Here is a 14,986-nt window from a genome sequence, read left to right on the forward strand (position 1 = left end):
CACGGCCGTCGTCGGCCGCTGCCCGTCGGACCCGGGTGCCCCGGAATAGACGAAGCCCCTGGCGCAATAGCGCAAGGGGCTCTTGCACCAAGATGCTACCCGAGGAAGCGAGGCATGGCCGAGGTGGCGACTTCCGCGACTTCCGATCACCTGCTGGTGGTGATCGACCCGGTCGCCCGGCAGACGGACGGCGAGTCCGTTCGGATCGTGAAAGACGTGCTCAGCGCGGGTGCGGCGACGAAGGTGTGTCTGCCGGAGGGGCCCGAGGAGTTCGCCCGGGCCCTGGCGCGGCGCGGCTCACGGCGCCCGGTGGTGGTCGGTGACGACCGTGCGCTGATGCGGGCAGTGGTGCAGCTGCACCGGCAGCGGGAGCTGGCCGAATGTGTGCTGTCGGTGGTGCCGGTGGGCCCGGCCCAGGGCATCGCCCACTCCCTCGGGGTGCCCACGGGGGCGGTGGCGGCCGCACGGGCGGTCCTGGACGGGGCCGAGCGGCGCCTCGACATGCTGGTGGACGACAGCGACGGGGTGGTCCTCGGGGCCCTGCGGATTCCCGCGCCGGCCGCGCGGGAGGCACCGGTGGACGCCGCGCGGCCCTGGCTTCGGACCTGCCAGTACCTGGTACGGACCCTGGTGCCGGCCCGTCCCGCCCGGGAGGCCGCGCCTGTCGTTCCCGGGCCCTCGCGGCTGCGCGTGGAGGTCGACGGGGTGACGCTGGTGGACCTGGACCAGCCCCTGGAGGCGGTCTCGGTGACCCCGGGTTCCGCCGGCGGCCTGGCCTCGGTGGAGGTGCGCCGGCTGTCGGTGGGGGCAGAGGCGTCCCCGCTGCTGGCCATGGGCAGGACGGTGACCGTCACCGGGGCGGACTTCCGGTACCGGGCGGACGCGGGGGTGGGGGGACCGGTGCGGAGGCGGACGTGGACGGTGCGGGAGGGGGCCCTGCGGCTCACTGTGCCGCGGTGAGCGGCTGTTCGGGGGCGTGGAAGCCGGTGGTGTCGAGCGTGCAGTCGAAAGGCTCGGGGATCTGGAGTTTTTCGCCGAACGGCTTGGTGAAGCGAACCTCGTAACCGTTCGAGGACGGAGACCCGAAGACGATGGCCTGCTTCTTCTGCATGTTGAGGACCATGTACACGGGGACACCGCACTTGCCGTACGTCTCGACCTTGTCGGTGAGGTCGTCCTCCCTGGTGGAGCCGGAGGTCAGTTCGGCGACGAAGGAGAGGCCCTCTCCGTCCAGGCGGTTGCTGTCCGTGTCATACGTCTGCTCATGCGCCGCATGGATGCCGGGTCCGTAGGCACGCTCAAGGCCTGGAATCACGAACAGGAAGGGCGCCCGATCGATGATGTGGCCTTCTGGGAGATGCGGCTCAAGCTGGCTGCACACCGACCGCATGACGCGGTTGTAGTACCCCTTCGACCACGGCGACACGACGATGCTCCCCCTGATGATCTCGGCCTTGTAGCCGTCGGGCACGTTCAGCTCGTCGAGGAGATTCAGCATGTCCCCGAAGTCGCTACCGGGCTCAGTGCCGTTCATCACCGGTCGCTCTGCCATGAGTGTCATGATGCGCCCTCCCTCTGAAACGGACCAGCCACCACTCAGCGTAGTGAATCCACTACGTCCGCATGATCGCTTTCGTCCTTCAGTCCCACCCCCGTCAAACCCAGCTCCCGTGCCCTTCCCATCAACCCGGCCAGCTTCCCCGCCGCCCCCTCGTACGACAGCCCCAGCGGCGGTCTGATGTTGGACAGGCAGTTGCGGTCGGCGTCGGTCGTCACCCCCGGCTTGGGCGCGTACGTCAGATACGCGCCCAGCGAGTCCGCCGCCGACATCCCGGGCCGTTCGCCGATCAGTACCACCACCATCGCCACCCCCATCGCCGCCGCCACCTCGTCACCGAGGGCCACGCGGGCCTGTTCGGCGAGGACGACCGGGGCGATCCGCCAGTCGCCGAGCCGTGCCGTCGTCGCTCGCACCACCGCCGCCGCGTGCTCGTGCACCGCCCGGCTGGACAGCCCGTCGGCGACGACGAACAGCGCGTCCCAGTCCCCCGTGGGCAGATGGGCCCGGTCCGTGGGGTCGAGGCGGCGGCCCAAGTCGGGGCGCTGGAGGTAGGTGAGCCGGTCGCCCGCCGCGCTGCGGACCCGTACCGTCGGTGTCCCGGTCAGTCCCGCCGCGATCACGTCCGGTTCGAACGGCGAGTGCACCGCGTCCCGCGCGGCCGCGTGGGCGGCCTGGAGTTCCAGGCGGTGCCGGGTGGGGAGGGCGGAGCCGGCCCGGCCGAGGCCGATGCGGGCCTGGGTGCGCTGCCGTAGCGCCGACCACAACTCACCTGCCTGTACGGTCACTTCACTCATGCCGCGAGCTCCCTTCCGATCGCCGTCAGCGGATGCGAGGCCACCTCACGGATCCCGCCCCGCTCGTCCAGCAGCCCCATCGCGTCCAGCCACGCCTCGAACTCCGGTGCCGGGCGCAGGCCCAGGACCTCCCGCAGGTACAACGCGTCGTGGTACGAGGCCGACTGGTAGTTGAGCATGATGTCGTCACCGCCCGGCGTGCAGATCACGAAGGACGCGCCGGCCACGCCGAGCATGGTCAGCATGGTGGCGATGTCGTCGTCGTCGGCGTCCGCGTGGTTGGTGTAGCAGATGTCCAACCCCATGGGCAGGCCGAGGAGTTTGCCGCAGAAGTGGTCCTCCAGGGCGGCCCGCAGGATCTGGCGGCCGTCGTACAGGTACTCCGGGCCGATGAAGCCGACGACCGTGTTCACCAGCAGCGGGTCGTACCGCCGGGCCACCGCGTACGCCCGTGCCTCCACCGTCTGCTGGTCGACCCCGTGGTGCGCGCCCGCCGACAGGGCGCTGCCCTGCCCGGTCTCGAAGTACATGACGTTCCGCCCGACGGTCCCCCGCTCCAGCTTCAGCGCCGCCTCGTACGCCTCGTCCAGCAGGCCCAGCGTCACCCCGAAGGAGGCGTTGGCCGCCTGCGTGCCCGCGATCGACTGGAAGACCAGGTCGACCGGTGCGCCCCTCGCCATCAGGTCCACGCTCGTCGTGACATGGCACAGCACACAGGACTGGGTGGGGATCGCGTACCGCCGGATCACCCCGTCGAGCAGTTCCAGCAGGTCGCGTACGGCCTGGGGGCTGTCCGTCGCCGGGTTGATGCCGATCACCGCGTCGCCGGAGCCCAGCAGCAGTCCGTCGAGCAGGGCCGCGGCCACGCCCGCGGGGTCGTCGGTCGGGTGGTTGGGCTGGAGCCGGGTCGCCAGCCGTCCGGGCAGCCCGATCGTCGAGCGGAACGCGGTGACCACCCGCACCTTGCGGGCCACGGCGACCAGATCCGCGTTGCCCATCAGCTTGGAGACCGCCGCGACCATCTCGGGCGTGAGCCCGGGCGACACGGCGGCCAGCGTCTGCGGGGAGGCCGCGGGGGACAGCAGCCACTCCCGGAACTCGCCGACCGTCATCGAGGCCACCGGCGCGAACGCCACCGGGTCGTGCGTGTCGAGGATCAGCCGGGTCACGTCGTCGCTCTCGTACGGGATCAGCGGCTCGGTGAGGAAGTCCGCGAGCGGCACCTCCGCGAGCGCCCAGCGTGCGGCGACCCGTTCCTGTTCGGAGGCGGCGGCGAGTCCCGCCAGCCGGTCGCCGGAGCGCTCGGGGCTCGCGGCGGCGAGCAGTCGGGCGAGGGTCTCGAAGCGGTGGCGGTGACCGCCGAGGACGGACGTGTAACTCATGCCGGTGACGCTACGAGCCCTAGATTGCCACCAGATTTCTAAAGGTCTGGTTGACAAACATTTAACGCCCCGAGACCCTTGCTCGACTCATTCGGGCTACAGAGTTCCGGTTCGGCACACAGTGGACGGGCAAGGAGAGGGGCCACCCGATGGCAGTGGACGAGTCAGTCGCCCCGGCGGCGAGGACGGACGAGGACGGCACGCTCCACCGGTTGAAACCCAACGCCATCGGCTTGCTGGGCGTGGTCTTCATGGCCGTGGCGACCGCCGCCCCGATCACCGCGATGACCGGCAACGTGCCGTTCATGGTCTCGGCGGGCAACGGCATCGGCGCCCCCGCGAGCTATCTCGTCGCAATGGTCGTCCTGGCAATCTTTTCCGTCGGCTTCACCTCGATGGCCAAGCACATCACCTCGACCGGCGCCTTCTACGGCTTCATCTCCTACGGCCTGGGCCGCACCGCCGGTCTCGCCTCGGGGCTGCTCGCCACCTTCGCGTACGTCGTCTTCGAGCCGGCGCTCATCGGCATCTTCTCGTCGTTCGCGACGGGGACGCTGAAGGACCAGACCGGGGTGCACATCCCCTGGTGGGCGTTCGCGGCCCTGATGCTCGCGGTCAACGCGATGGGCACCTGGTTCGGCGTCTCGGTCGCCGAGAAGCTGCTCGTCGTCCTGCTCGCCACCGAGGTGACGGTCCTCGCCGCGATGGCGATCTCGGTCGCCTTCCACGGCGGCGGCCCCGACGGCTTCAGCCTCGACCCGGTCAACCCGGTCAACGCCTTCAAGGGCACGTCCGCCGGCCTCGGCCTCTTCTTCGCCTTCTGGTCCTGGGTCGGCTTCGAGTCGACGGCGATGTACGGCGAGGAGTCCCGCAACCCGAAGAAGATCATCCCCAAGGCGACGATGATCTCCGTCCTCGGCGTCGGCGTCTTCTACGTCTTCGTCTCCTGGATGGCCATCTCGGGCACCGGCGAGTCGAAGGCCGTCGAGGTCGCCACCGCCAACCCCCTGGGGCTGTTCTTCGGGCCCACCGAGCAGTACGTCGGTCACTGGGCGGTCGACGTCATGCAGTGGCTGATGATCACCGGCTCGCTCGCCTGCGGCATGGCCTTCCACAACTGCGCCGCCCGCTACATGTACGCGCTGGGCCGCGAGGGCGTCCTGCCCTCGCTGAAGAACACGGTCGGCCGCACCCACCCCCGGCACGGCTCTCCGCACATCGCGGGCCTGGTGCAGACGGTCGTGACGGCCGTACTCCTGGTGGCGTTCTGGGCGGCCGGCAAGGACCCGTACGACGGGACGTACGTGCTGCTCGCGATCCTCGGCACCATGGCGATCCTGGTCGTGCAGGCCGTGTGCTCCTTCGCGGTGCTGGCGTACTTCCGCACGCACCACCCGGAGAGCCGGCACTGGTTCAGGACCCTCACGGCCCCGCTGGCCGGCGGGCTCGCGATGCTCGCCGTGGTCGTCCTGCTGGTGTCCAACATGAGCGCGGCGGCCGGCAAGGAGTCCGGTTCGCTGGTGCTGAAGGCCACGCCGTGGCTGGTGGCGGCGGTCGCGGCGCTGGGCGTCGGGTACGCGCAGTACCTGAAGCGGCGCTCGCCCGAGCGGTACCTGCTGCTGGGGCGGACGGTGCTGGAGGAGACGAAGGAACGCTAAGGGGCGCCGAACAGCCTCTCGCGGTGCACCCGCCACCGCTCCATCATGGCCGCGACCTCGCCCTCGACGAACTCGAAGAAGGCGAGCGTCTCGGCCATGCGGCGTCCCGCCGGGGTGTCGGCGCCCAGGCTGCTGACACCCTCGCGCAGCGCGCCCTCCCACCGCTTGATGAGGGCCTCGCGGTTGGTCAGCGCCTCGTACCACTGGTCGCCGTGCACCCGGTAGCGCTCCCGGCGTGAACCGGGCTCGCGCTCCCGCGAGACCATGTGCGTCTGGGCGAGGTAGCGCACCGCCCCGGAGACCGCGGCCGGGCTGATCCGCAGCTGCTCCCCCAGGTCGGCGGAGGTCATCGTGCCCTCGTCGGAGGACAGGAGCGCGGCGAAGACCCGGGCCGGCATGCGCTGCATCCCGGCCTCGACGAGCTGGGCCGCGAAGCTCTCCACGAACTTCGAGACCGCCTCCGGGTCACGTCCCACCGCATCCGTCATGGTCACCAGCCTAACGGGGCTTCATACGCTTCCTTAACTTCACAAATTTCTGAAGCAAGCGTACGTTCTGAACCATGACGAAGGCCATCACCGTCTCCGGACTGCACAAGTCGTTCGGGCGGACCCACGCGCTCGACGGCCTCGACCTGGACGTCGAGACCGGCGAGGTGCACGGCTTCCTCGGCCCCAACGGCGCCGGAAAGTCCACCGCCGTCCGCGTCCTGCTCGGCCTGCTGCGCGCCGACTCCGGCGCCGCCCAGGTGCTGGGCCGCGACCCGTGGGCCCACGCGGTCGAGGTGCACCGCCGGATCGCCTACGTCCCGGGGGACGTGACGCTGTGGCGCAACCTCTCCGGCGGCGAGGTCATCGACTTCTACGGCCGTCTGCGCGGCGGCCTCTCCCCCACGAGGCGGGCCGAGCTGATCGAGCGCTTCGAGCTGGACCCCACCAAGAAGGGCCGCACCTACTCGAAGGGCAACCGGCAGAAGGTCGCCCTGGTCGCCGCGTTCGCCTCGGACGTGGACCTGCTGATCCTGGACGAGCCGACCTCGGGCCTGGACCCGCTGATGGAGGAGGTCTTCCAGCACTGCGTGGAGGAGGAGCGCGAGCGCGGCCGTACGGTCCTGCTGTCCTCGCACATCCTCAGCGAGGTCGAGCGACTCTGCGACCGGGTCAGCATCATCCGGCGCGGCCGCACGGTGGAGACGGGCTCACTGGCCGACCTGCGCCACCTCACCCGCACCAGCGTCACGGCCGAACTCGCGGCCCCGCCCAACGGGTTGGCGCACCTGCCCGGCGTCCACGACCTCGACATCCAGGGCCACCGGGTCCGGCTGCAGGTGGACACCGACAAACTCGACGCGGTGCTACGGCAGTTGAGCGAATCCGGGGTGCGCTCGCTGACATCGACGCCGCCGACGCTGGAGGAGCTGTTCCTGCGGCACTACCAGGAGGTGACATGACTTCCTTGGCAGGCACCGGCGTACTGCTGCGCTTCAACCTGCGCCGCGACCGGCTGATGATCCCGGTGTGGGTGGCGGTGAACGCCCTGATGGTCCTCTCCATGCCGAGCACCCTGAAGGGCCTGTACGGCACCGAGGCCGAGCGCGCCGACCTGCTGCACCAGGTGGCCACCAACTCCTCCTTCCGCGCGCTGATCGGCCCCGTCTTCGGCGACTCCCTCGGCGCCCTCACCGCCTGGCGCGTCGGCGTCTACGCGGGCGCGCTCGCCGCCGTCACCGGCCTCCTGGTCGTCGTACGCCACACCCGTGACGAGGAGGAGAGCGGGCGGCAGGAGCTGATCGCCTCGGGCGTGGTGGGCCGACGCGCCTCCCTGACCGCGGCGCTGCTGGCGGCTGCCGTGGCGAACGGGGTGCTGGCCCTGCTGGTGACGGCGGGTCTGGCGAGCCAGGGAGCGGTGGGCGCGGCGGCCTTCGGCCTGGGTCTCGCCGCCGTGGGCATGCTCTTCGCCACGACGGCCGCGATCGTCGCGCAGCTGACGGAGAGCGCGCGGCTGGCGCGGGGCCTGACGGCGGGAGTGCTGGGCGCCGCCTTCGTCCTGCGGGCGGCCGGGGACTCGGTGTCGAGCGACGGTTCGTCGGTGCTGACCTGGCTGTCGCCGCTCGGCTGGCTGTCGCAGCTGCGTCCCTTCGCCGGTGAGCGCTGGTGGGTGCTGCTGCTGTTCGCGGCCGCGGTGGCGGGCCAGGGCGCGCTGGCCTATGCACTGGCGGGCCGCAGGGACGTCGGCATGAGCTTCGTGCCGACCCGCCCGGGACCCGCTGCCGGCCGCCTGGGCACGGCGGGCGCGCTGGCCTGGCGGCTCCAGCGGGGCGGGGTGCTCGGCTGGTCGGTCGGCTTCTTCCTCGCCGGGGTGGTCTACGGCGGTCTCACGGACGGCGTCGCCGACCTGGTCGGCGACAACGAGAAGGCCCGCGAGATCTTCGAGCGGATGGGCGGTAAGTCCGGGATCACGGACGCGTTCCTCGCCTCGATGACCGGGATGCTGGGGCTGGTGGCCACGCTGTACGTCGTCGCGTCGGTGCTGCGGCTGCACGGCGAGGAGACGTCGATGCGCGCGGAACCGGTGCTGGCGAACGCGGTGGGCCGGCTGCGGTGGGCCTCGGGCCACCTGGTGATCGCCTTCGGCGGCTCGGCGCTCATCATGCTGCTCGCGGGTCTCGGCTTCGCCGTGGGCTACGGCAGGGAGGCCGGCCCGATCCTGGGCGCGTGCCTGGTGCAGGTGGCGGGGGTGTGGGTGATCGGCGGACTGACCGTCCTGCTGTACGGGCTGGCCCCCCGGCTCGCCCCCTTGTCCTGGGCGGTCGCCGGGGCGGTGCTCCTGATCGGCTGGGTCGGCCCGGCTCTCGATGTCCCCCGACCGGTCCTGGACCTCTCCCCCTTCGGCCACCTGCCGAAGCTGCCGGGAGGAGACATGGAGTGGGGGCCGGTACTGGTCCTGCTCGGGCTCGGGGGGGTGCTGGTGGCGGGGGGCCTGGCGGGGCTGCGGCGGCGGGACCTGACGACCTGAACCGCAGGCCGGGGCACAGGCGTCCCTGTCTGCATGAAGCGGAGAGTGGACGGAGTGACCTGCGGGGGCTGCGCGCTGTCGGCGGCGGGTGCGACCGCGGCCCCCTCGCTGTGGCTGTCCATGCCCCGCACCCAGCGCCACCTGGGCGGTGGCTTCGAGAACGAGGGCATGGACCTGACGGTCCTGTTCACGGAACTGCCCCTGGTGATCCTCGGCGGGGCCTTCCTGCCGCTGCTGGTCTTCACTGCTCTCGTACGGCTGACGGCCCGCCGGCGGCCCCGCCCGGAGTGACCGGGCGGCCCGAACCGTGCGGAGCTCGGGCCCGATCAGGGGATCAGGCCACCGTGAAGTCGGCCGCCTTGGTGTTCAGGGTCGTGTCGCCGTCCTTGGCGGTGACCAGGACGGCCACGTGCCACAGACCCCGGGGGGAGCCCTCGGCATCGGCGCGGGTGACGGGGATCTTGTAGGTGCAGCGCTCGCTGTCCCCGCCCGAGGGCTTGCAGACGGCCGAGTCGACGGCGGCCATGTCCTTGGCCGTCAGCCCCTTCTTCGCGAAGGACGAGTTCGCCGGCCAGGCCACCACCTTCACGCTCTTGAGATCGGAGGACGCCGTGACGTCGGTGGTGAAGGTCAACGAGCCGTCGCGGTCGGCGGCGGGGGCGGTGTAGCGGGCCGTGCTGTGCGCCAGCGTGGGCGACTGGTCCCCGGCGTAGGCGAGGGCGAAGGCACCAGCGCCTCCGAGGACGACGACACCGGCGGCGACAGAGACAGCGATACGACGCGACATGAGAAATTCTCCCGCAAGCTCAGTTGGATCCCGTTGGCGCTCTTGGCGGCGCCGTGGGTCCAATACTGGTCGCGCGGCGAGCGCCGGGTATGAGCACGCGTACTCAACTGGAGCCTGAGTAACGGCCGTTGCGTCCTTGCACATACCTAGGGAAGGGCATTCACCCGCAGCCCCTCCAGCCCCCGGATCACGAAGTTCGGTTTGCGCTCCGGCTCCGCCGCCAGGGCCAGCGTCGGGGCCTTCTCCAGCAGGGCTGTCATGGAGGCGGCCAGTTCGATACGGGCCAGAGGGGCGCCGATGCAGTAGTGGATGCCCGCGCTGAAGGAGATGTGCGGGTTGTCGGCGCGGGTGAGGTCGAGGCGCTCGGGATCGCGGAACACGGCGGGATCGTGGTTGGCGGAGCCAAAGAGGAGAGCGATCTCGGCGCCGCGCGGGATGGTCGTGCCGTCGATCTCGATGTCGTCCAGGACCCAGCGTTCGAAGAGCTGGAGCGGGGTGTCGTAGCGCATGAGTTCTTCGACGGCCTGGGGCACCAGGGAGTGGTCCGCGCGCAGTGCGGCGAGCTGCTCCGGGTTGCGGAAGAGGGCGTACCAGCCGTTGACCGTGGCGTTCACGGTGGCTTCGTGACCGGCGTTGAGCAGCAGTACGGCCGTGGAGATCACCTCCTGCTCGGTGAGCTTGTCGTCCTCGTCGTGCGCGGCGATGAGCCCTGAGATGAGGTCTTCACCGGGCTGCTTGCGCCGCTCGGCGATGAGCTCGCGCAGGTACTCGGAGAACTCGACCGACGCCCGCACGGCCTTCGCCGCCACGTCCTCGGACGGGTTCAGCTCGTACATCCCGCAGATGTCCGCCGACCAGGGCCGAAGCGGCGCCCGGTCCTCTTCGGGGATCCCCAGCATCTCGGCGATCACGGCGACGGGCAGCGGCTCGGCGACATCGGTCAGCAGATCACCGCCGCCCGCCGCGACCAGCCGGTCCACCAGGTCACCGGCCAGGTCGGTCACATACGGCCTCAGCTGCTCGACCGTGCGCGGCGTGAACGCCTTCGACACCAGACGCCGGATCCGGGTGTGGTCCGGCGGCTCCAGGTCGAGCATCCCGTGGTCGTTGAGCGTGTGGAACGGCTCGTGCTCCGCCGACGGTGCCGTACGCCCGAAGTCCTCGTGCGTGAACCGGTGCTGATAGGTCCGCCCGAGCCTGCGGTCCCTGAGCAGCGCGGACACGTCCGCGTGGTGCGGGACGAGCCACTGGTTCGTGGGCTCGTAGTACTGCACCCGGCCTGCGGCACGGAGCTCGGCGTAAGCGGGGTACGGGTCGGCGAGAAACGCCGGGTCCCAGGGATCGAAGGCTGCCATGCGGGGACGCTAGCCGCTGATGCGGGCTTCTGACCAGGGGTGTTCTTTCAGGTGGTCGATGAGCGCCGTGAATGCGGGGGCGGGGAAGGTGAGGGTGGCCCGGGTGGGGGTCTTGGAGTCGCGGACGGCTATTCGGGGGTGTACGTCCGCGATCTCGACGCAGGTGTCGCCGTCGCCGCCGCCGGAGTACGAGGACTTGCGCCAGTGCATCACAGCTCCTTTTTCAGGCGGTGGATGAAGTCCCGCGACGCCACGGGTTCCAGTGACGCTGCCTGCATCCTAAGGAAGAGTGTTCGAAGCTGTTTCAGCTGAGCCTCCGCGTCGATGAACGCGACGCCGGTGGGAGCGTCCCGAAGGCCGGTGTCCAATCGGGGCACCGGGCCACCGGCGTACATCATCGAGATCCCGGCACCGCCGAAACCGTCCTGGTCGATCGGGATGACCCGCACCGCGGCATGCCCCTGCTCGATCTGCTCGAGGACCCGCTCCAGTTGAGCACGGCAGACGCCACGGTCCGCCACACGGGTACGGAGCGCGAACTCGTGGATGAGCGTCTCGTACGGCGTCGGATCAGCACCCTCGATCACAGCGCGCCGCCTGATCCGGTGCTCCACCCGAGGCGCCAACTCGCTTTCGGGCAGACCCGGTTGCGCGTACGTGTAGACCGCCCGGGCGTAGTCGGCGGTCTGGAGCAGCCCTGGAACGTACGTGATCACGACCTCGCGAAGGAAGGTCGCATGATGCTCGGTCTCGGCGGTGTCCTGGAACACCGAAGGCAGCACGCCCCGGTATTCCTCCCACCAACCCCGCGTACGGTCGGTTGCCATGGCCACGAGGGCGTCGATCAACACCTCGTCGGTGCAGGCGTAGTGAGCCGCGAGGCGCCGGACCCGCTCCTCGCTGACACCCGCGAAGCCCAGCTCCACCTGACTTATCTGGGTCGAGGTCGAGTTCAACAGCCCGGCTGCCTCGCGAGCCTTCAGTCCCGCCGCCTCCCGCAGCCGACGCAGCTCGGTGCCCAGTCGCACCTGCCGTGCCGTGGCGTGACTCCTCGGCGCCATGCACCCTCCTCAATGGCCCTGTCGCCATGCCTCGTTGGAGCGTCAGGGTAGCCAATCACTTGCCCCAGGAACAATTGTTGCCCTACCGTCAGTGACGCGACGCACACGCTGCGGAACCCCGGGGTACCGGAAGCGCACCGCGCCGTCCTGCCATGACGGCCGCGGCACTGCCACCGCCCGCCGACCGCAACCCCCCACCACCTGAACGGAGTTGCCGCATGCCCGAACCCTGGGAGTACGTGCTCCACATCCCCAACGACCCCCGCGCCGTCACCGTCAGCCGCCGGACCCTCCGCCTCATCCTGACGATGCACGGCCTGATCACCCTGGTCGACACCGCGGAGTTGCTCGCGACCGAACTGATCTCCAACGCCGTACTGCACACCCAGGGCCCCGCAGCCCTGCGAGTGCGCTGGTCGCCGCCGGGAACGCTCCGCCTCGGCGCATGGGACGCGGACCCCGAGCCGCCCGAGCCACCGACACCGTTGGATGACCTCACCGACACCGAGAACGGCCGCGGCCTCGCCCTGGTCAGCGCCTGTGCCGACCTGTGGGGCTGGCAGCCGCTGTCCAGGAACGGCAACCGCGGCAAGTACGTGTGGTGCGAACTGGCCGCTCACGTGGCATGTTCATGCGCCAGGATGTGTGCATGACGCAAAACAGCCGTGCGCTGCTCTCTCTGCTCCTGCTGCCGATCCTGCTCACCGGATGCGACGCGGACAAGGAGGAGGGCACGGCACGGACAGCGGCCGGCCTCGACGCGGCAGCCAAGACCTGGGGCGTCGAACCGGAACTCGTCTATGTCACCGAGGTCTCCGGCTACACCGTGTTCCAGGAGTCGGTCGGCGCGTACGAGGGCGAGTTCGCCGCTGCCTATCGGTCCAAGGATCGCGAAACCCGGTTCGGCCTCTTCGTGGATCGCCGCACGCTGACGGCCGAGAACTGCTCCGAGCAGCCGCTGGGTGAGGTGACGGCCAAGCGGGTCAGCTGTGAGCGCGACGGTGACGCCTGGTATCGCAAGGCGGGCGCCTCCCACGAGTACGCGATACCCCGCGACGGCGTGGTCGTCAGGCTCATCGCCGACCAGGAAAAGGTCGACCGCGCCGTTCTGCGCGAGGCGGCCAAGGCGGTCCACCGCCCGGACGACACCGAACTGGCCGAGCTCTTGCCGGCCGGGAACGACGCGGACGCCTGAACAGCTCCGCTGACACCTCGCGCGCGACGGTCCCCACTGATCTCCGCCCTTCAGGTCGACGGATGCTCGATGCTGATGCCGGTCCGCCTGGAGGACTGACACCGGGGCGCCAAGGGGGCCGCCGCGAAGGGGCCGTCGCCAAGGGGACCGCACCTCCCCTACCCCGGCGTCACCAGCCGCGCCTCGTAGGCGAACACCGCCGCCTGGGTGCGGTCTCTGAGGCCCAGCTTCACCAGGATGCGGCTGACGTGGGTCTTGATCGTCGAGTCGGCCACCACCAGCCGCTCGGCGATCTCCGAGTTCGACAGGCCCTGGGCGATGAGGACCAGTACTTCCGTCTCGCGGTCGGTGAGGTCGCCGTAGGCCGTGTGGGCGGAGGCCATCAGGCGGGGGGACTCGGAGAGTTTGGAGAACTCCGTGATCAGGCGCCGGGTGACGGAGGGGGCCAGGAGTGCCTCGCCGGAGGCCACCACCCGCACTCCGTCCGCGAGTTGACGGGCCGAGGCGTCCTTGAGGAGGAAGCCCGAGGCTCCCGCGCGCAGGGCCTGGTACACGTACTCGTCGAGGTCGAAGGTCGTCAGGACCAGGACCTTCGCCGTGCCGTCGGCCGCGACGATCTCCCTGGTCGCCTCGATGCCGTTCAGCTCTGGCATCCGGATGTCCATCAGGACCACGTCGGGGGCGAGTTCGCGGACCCGGTCCACCGCCTCGCGACCGTTGACCGCCTCGCCGACCACCTCGATGTCCGGCATCGCGTTCAGCAGCACCGAGAAGCCCTCGCGGACCATCATCTGGTCGTCCGCGACCAGGACCCGGATCGTCATGCCTCAGCCTCGTCCCTGAGCGGCACCGGCAGGAAGACCGCCACCTCGTACCCGCCCTCGTCCGTGGCGCCCGCCGTCATCTCGCCGCCCAGCATGGAGACCCGTTCCCGCATGCCGGTGATGCCGTGGCCCGCTCCGGGCGAGGGCTTCAGCATCGACAGCTCGGGCCGCGGGCCGTTGACCACGCGCAGGCCCAGACCACCGAGGACGTACCCGATCTCGACCCGTGCGCTCGCCCCGGGGGCGTGGCGCAGGGTGTTGCTCAGCGCCTCCTGGACGATCCGGTACGCCGACAGTTCGACGCCCGGCGGGAGGTGGCGCACCGCCCCGGTGACGGCCTTGTCGACGCTCAGGCCCGCCTGCCGCACATTGTCGATCAGCCTGTCGAGGTCGGCGAGGGTGGGCTGCGGGGCGTCCGGGGCCTCGTAGTCCTCGGCGCGGACCACGCCCAGGACCCGGCGCAGCTCGGTCAGGGCCGCCACCGCGTTCTCCCGGATGGTGGCGAACGCCTTCTCCAGCTCCGGCGGCGGGTTCTCCACCCGGTAGGGCGCGGCCTCCGCCTGGATGGCGACGACCGACATGTGGTGAGCGACCACGTCGTGCAGCTCGCGGGCGATCGTGGTGCGCTCCTCCAGGAGCGTGCGGCGGGAACGCTCGTGGGCGGTCACCGTCTGCTGGGCGGTCACCGTCTGCTGGGCGTCCTTGCGTATGTGCCACACGGTGATGGCGAGCAGCGACAGGGCCGATATGAACAGCAGATCCATGGTGTTGGAGCGGTAGTAGTGGCTGTCGCCCAGGGTGGCCTGCCATATCAGGCCGTAGGCCCCGGTCAGCAGCCACATCCAGGCCGCTGTGCGCGGCCTGGTGCGCACGGCCACCACGGTGAGCACGACGAGGTGGCAGACGAAGCTGCCTGGCAGCCATGGCCAGTCCTGCTCCCAGGAGTTGACGAAAACCATCGGATAGGCGACCGCGGTCGCGGCCAACGACAGCCAGAAGGCCATGATCGGGCGCACCATGGTCAGCAGGATCGGGGCCAGGGCGAGCACACCGACGAAGACATTGGTGGTCGCGGCGCGGCCGCTGTTGTCCGCGGCGATGAACATCGCGATCAGACCGGCCGCGGTGATCAGCGCGTGCGGCGTCCAGACCGCGTACTCCCGCAGCCGGCCGGACAGTTGGCGTCCGAGCCCTCTGTCGAGGCGTCTGGGGGGCAGCGGCTGGTAGGCGAACGCCTCGCTGATCAGGTCGCGCCGCAGGCCGCGCAGGGCGTTCACGGCGGCTCTGAACTCCGGGCTGCGGGGCCTGTACGCCTCGTACTCTCCGCTGCCGTCGTGCGGGCGGGTCATGCGCG

17 protein-coding genes are annotated in these 14,986 nt (G+C 70.5%); 7 read left to right on the forward strand and 10 right to left on the reverse strand.

Annotated features, from left to right (window positions below):
- Positions 1–114: 114 nt before the first annotated feature.
- Complete coding sequence (locus ABZT06_RS33010) at positions 115–960, forward strand: diacylglycerol kinase family protein (protein WP_355749256.1); 846 nt, start codon at positions 115–117, stop codon at positions 958–960.
- On the opposite strand, the gene ABZT06_RS33015 is transcribed toward ABZT06_RS33010, so the two are convergent.
- From ABZT06_RS33015 to ABZT06_RS33025, 3 genes are read right to left on the reverse strand one after another with little or no spacing between them, the layout of a single operon-like run.
- A complete protein-coding gene (locus tag ABZT06_RS33015) occupies positions 944–1,561 on the reverse strand; it encodes a Uma2 family endonuclease (protein ID WP_355749259.1) in 618 nt (205 codons plus the stop codon). The two genes, ABZT06_RS33010 and ABZT06_RS33015, sit on opposite strands and share 17 nt — an antisense overlap.
- A gap of 35 nt (positions 1,562–1,596) precedes the next feature.
- Positions 1,597–2,355 carry an ethanolamine ammonia-lyase subunit EutC gene (gene eutC / locus ABZT06_RS33020; protein ID WP_355749262.1) on the reverse strand — a complete coding sequence of 253 codons (759 nt, stop codon included), beginning with the start codon at positions 2,353–2,355 and terminating at the stop codon, positions 1,597–1,599.
- A complete protein-coding gene (locus ABZT06_RS33025; RefSeq protein ID WP_355749265.1) occupies positions 2,352–3,737 on the reverse strand; it encodes an ethanolamine ammonia-lyase subunit EutB in 1,386 nt (461 codons plus the stop codon). The genes eutC and ABZT06_RS33025 overlap by 4 nt, the downstream gene beginning before the upstream one ends.
- A 149-nt stretch (positions 3,738–3,886) precedes the next feature.
- On the opposite strand from ABZT06_RS33025, the gene ABZT06_RS33030 reads away from it, so the two are divergent.
- Complete coding sequence (locus tag ABZT06_RS33030) at positions 3,887–5,395, forward strand: APC family permease (RefSeq protein ID WP_355749268.1); 1,509 nt, start codon at positions 3,887–3,889, stop codon at positions 5,393–5,395.
- On the opposite strand, the gene ABZT06_RS33035 is transcribed toward ABZT06_RS33030, so the two are convergent.
- A complete protein-coding gene (locus ABZT06_RS33035; RefSeq protein WP_355749271.1) occupies positions 5,392–5,883 on the reverse strand; it encodes a MarR family transcriptional regulator in 492 nt (163 codons plus the stop codon). The two genes, ABZT06_RS33030 and ABZT06_RS33035, sit on opposite strands and share 4 nt — an antisense overlap.
- 74 nt (positions 5,884–5,957) lie before the next feature.
- Here ABZT06_RS33035 and ABZT06_RS33040 point away from each other — a divergent pair, with 74 nt between their 5' ends.
- The 3 genes from ABZT06_RS33040 to ABZT06_RS33050 are packed head-to-tail and all read left to right on the forward strand — an operon-like array spanning position 5,958 to position 8,701.
- Positions 5,958–6,845: an ABC transporter ATP-binding protein gene (locus ABZT06_RS33040; RefSeq protein ID WP_355749274.1), complete on the forward strand. Its 888-nt coding sequence runs from the start codon at positions 5,958–5,960 to the stop codon at positions 6,843–6,845.
- Positions 6,842–8,410 (forward strand): ABC transporter permease, encoded by a 1,569-nt coding sequence (locus ABZT06_RS33045; protein WP_355749277.1) that lies wholly within the window; start codon positions 6,842–6,844, stop codon positions 8,408–8,410. The genes ABZT06_RS33040 and ABZT06_RS33045 overlap by 4 nt, the downstream gene beginning before the upstream one ends.
- A gap of 33 nt (positions 8,411–8,443) precedes the next feature.
- Entirely contained in the window at positions 8,444–8,701 is a 258-nt protein-coding gene (locus ABZT06_RS33050; protein ID WP_355749280.1) for a hypothetical protein, read from the forward strand.
- A gap of 43 nt (positions 8,702–8,744) precedes the next feature.
- Here ABZT06_RS33050 and ABZT06_RS33055 read toward each other — a convergent pair whose 3' ends face one another.
- The 4 genes from ABZT06_RS33055 to ABZT06_RS33070 all read right to left on the reverse strand — a co-directional run bounded on the left by ABZT06_RS33055 (position 8,745) and on the right by ABZT06_RS33070 (position 11,613).
- Positions 8,745–9,197: a DUF5707 domain-containing protein gene (locus tag ABZT06_RS33055; protein ID WP_355749283.1), complete on the reverse strand. Its 453-nt coding sequence runs from the start codon at positions 9,195–9,197 to the stop codon at positions 8,745–8,747.
- 146 nt (positions 9,198–9,343) lie between these two features.
- Positions 9,344–10,552, reverse strand: a complete 1,209-nt coding sequence (locus tag ABZT06_RS33060) for a cytochrome P450 (RefSeq protein ID WP_355749286.1) — start codon at positions 10,550–10,552, stop codon at positions 9,344–9,346.
- 9 nt (positions 10,553–10,561) lie between these two features.
- On the reverse strand, positions 10,562–10,762 hold the full coding sequence (locus ABZT06_RS33065) for a DUF397 domain-containing protein (protein ID WP_355749289.1): 201 nt from the start codon (positions 10,760–10,762) through the stop codon (positions 10,562–10,564).
- On the reverse strand, positions 10,762–11,613 hold the full coding sequence (locus ABZT06_RS33070) for a helix-turn-helix transcriptional regulator (protein ID WP_355749292.1): 852 nt from the start codon (positions 11,611–11,613) through the stop codon (positions 10,762–10,764). The genes ABZT06_RS33065 and ABZT06_RS33070 overlap by 1 nt, the downstream gene beginning before the upstream one ends.
- A 218-nt stretch (positions 11,614–11,831) precedes the next feature.
- On the opposite strand from ABZT06_RS33070, the gene ABZT06_RS33075 reads away from it, so the two are divergent.
- Both ABZT06_RS33075 and ABZT06_RS33080 read left to right on the forward strand, forming a co-directional pair.
- On the forward strand, positions 11,832–12,266 hold the full coding sequence (locus ABZT06_RS33075; protein WP_355749295.1) for an ATP-binding protein: 435 nt from the start codon (positions 11,832–11,834) through the stop codon (positions 12,264–12,266).
- Positions 12,263–12,808, forward strand: coding sequence for a hypothetical protein (locus tag ABZT06_RS33080; protein WP_355749298.1), 546 nt, complete (start codon positions 12,263–12,265; stop codon positions 12,806–12,808). The genes ABZT06_RS33075 and ABZT06_RS33080 overlap by 4 nt, the downstream gene beginning before the upstream one ends.
- Before the next feature lie 158 nt (positions 12,809–12,966).
- On the opposite strand, the gene ABZT06_RS33085 is transcribed toward ABZT06_RS33080, so the two are convergent.
- Complete coding sequence (locus tag ABZT06_RS33085) at positions 12,967–13,632, reverse strand: response regulator transcription factor (protein WP_355749301.1); 666 nt, start codon at positions 13,630–13,632, stop codon at positions 12,967–12,969.
- Positions 13,629–14,981: a histidine kinase gene (locus tag ABZT06_RS33090; RefSeq protein WP_355749583.1), complete on the reverse strand. Its 1,353-nt coding sequence runs from the start codon at positions 14,979–14,981 to the stop codon at positions 13,629–13,631. The genes ABZT06_RS33085 and ABZT06_RS33090 overlap by 4 nt, the downstream gene beginning before the upstream one ends.
- Positions 14,982–14,986: the final 5 nt, after the last annotated feature.

The organism is Streptomyces sp. NPDC005483 (assembly GCF_040606035.1).
Taxonomy (GTDB): domain Bacteria; phylum Actinomycetota; class Actinomycetes; order Streptomycetales; family Streptomycetaceae; genus Streptomyces.

Excerpts from the sequence above, each read along its gene's own strand:
- ABZT06_RS33040 (WP_355749274.1), top strand. The coding sequence starts at position 5,958 with ATGACGAAGGCCATCACCGTCTCCGGACTGCACAAGTCGTTCGGGCGG.
- ABZT06_RS33055 (WP_355749283.1), bottom strand. The coding sequence starts at position 9,197 with ATGTCGCGTCGTATCGCTGTCTCTGTCGCCGCCGGTGTCGTCGTCCTC.
- ABZT06_RS33045 (WP_355749277.1), top strand. The coding sequence starts at position 6,842 with ATGACTTCCTTGGCAGGCACCGGCGTACTGCTGCGCTTCAACCTGCGC.
- ABZT06_RS33035 (WP_355749271.1), bottom strand. The coding sequence starts at position 5,883 with ATGACGGATGCGGTGGGACGTGACCCGGAGGCGGTCTCGAAGTTCGTG.
- ABZT06_RS33080 (WP_355749298.1), top strand. The coding sequence starts at position 12,263 with ATGACGCAAAACAGCCGTGCGCTGCTCTCTCTGCTCCTGCTGCCGATC.
- ABZT06_RS33030 (WP_355749268.1), top strand. The coding sequence starts at position 3,887 with ATGGCAGTGGACGAGTCAGTCGCCCCGGCGGCGAGGACGGACGAGGAC.
- ABZT06_RS33050 (WP_355749280.1), top strand. The coding sequence starts at position 8,444 with ATGAAGCGGAGAGTGGACGGAGTGACCTGCGGGGGCTGCGCGCTGTCG.
- ABZT06_RS33070 (WP_355749292.1), bottom strand. The coding sequence starts at position 11,613 with ATGGCGCCGAGGAGTCACGCCACGGCACGGCAGGTGCGACTGGGCACC.
- ABZT06_RS33075 (WP_355749295.1), top strand. The coding sequence starts at position 11,832 with ATGCCCGAACCCTGGGAGTACGTGCTCCACATCCCCAACGACCCCCGC.
- eutC (WP_355749262.1), bottom strand. The coding sequence starts at position 2,355 with ATGAGTGAAGTGACCGTACAGGCAGGTGAGTTGTGGTCGGCGCTACGG.
- ABZT06_RS33065 (WP_355749289.1), bottom strand. The coding sequence starts at position 10,762 with ATGCACTGGCGCAAGTCCTCGTACTCCGGCGGCGGCGACGGCGACACC.
- ABZT06_RS33025 (WP_355749265.1), bottom strand. The coding sequence starts at position 3,737 with ATGAGTTACACGTCCGTCCTCGGCGGTCACCGCCACCGCTTCGAGACC.
- ABZT06_RS33015 (WP_355749259.1), bottom strand. The coding sequence starts at position 1,561 with ATGACACTCATGGCAGAGCGACCGGTGATGAACGGCACTGAGCCCGGT.
- ABZT06_RS33010 (WP_355749256.1), top strand. The coding sequence starts at position 115 with ATGGCCGAGGTGGCGACTTCCGCGACTTCCGATCACCTGCTGGTGGTG.
- ABZT06_RS33085 (WP_355749301.1), bottom strand. The coding sequence starts at position 13,632 with ATGACGATCCGGGTCCTGGTCGCGGACGACCAGATGATGGTCCGCGAG.
- ABZT06_RS33090 (WP_355749583.1), bottom strand. The coding sequence starts at position 14,981 with ATGACCCGCCCGCACGACGGCAGCGGAGAGTACGAGGCGTACAGGCCC.
- ABZT06_RS33060 (WP_355749286.1), bottom strand. The coding sequence starts at position 10,552 with ATGGCAGCCTTCGATCCCTGGGACCCGGCGTTTCTCGCCGACCCGTAC.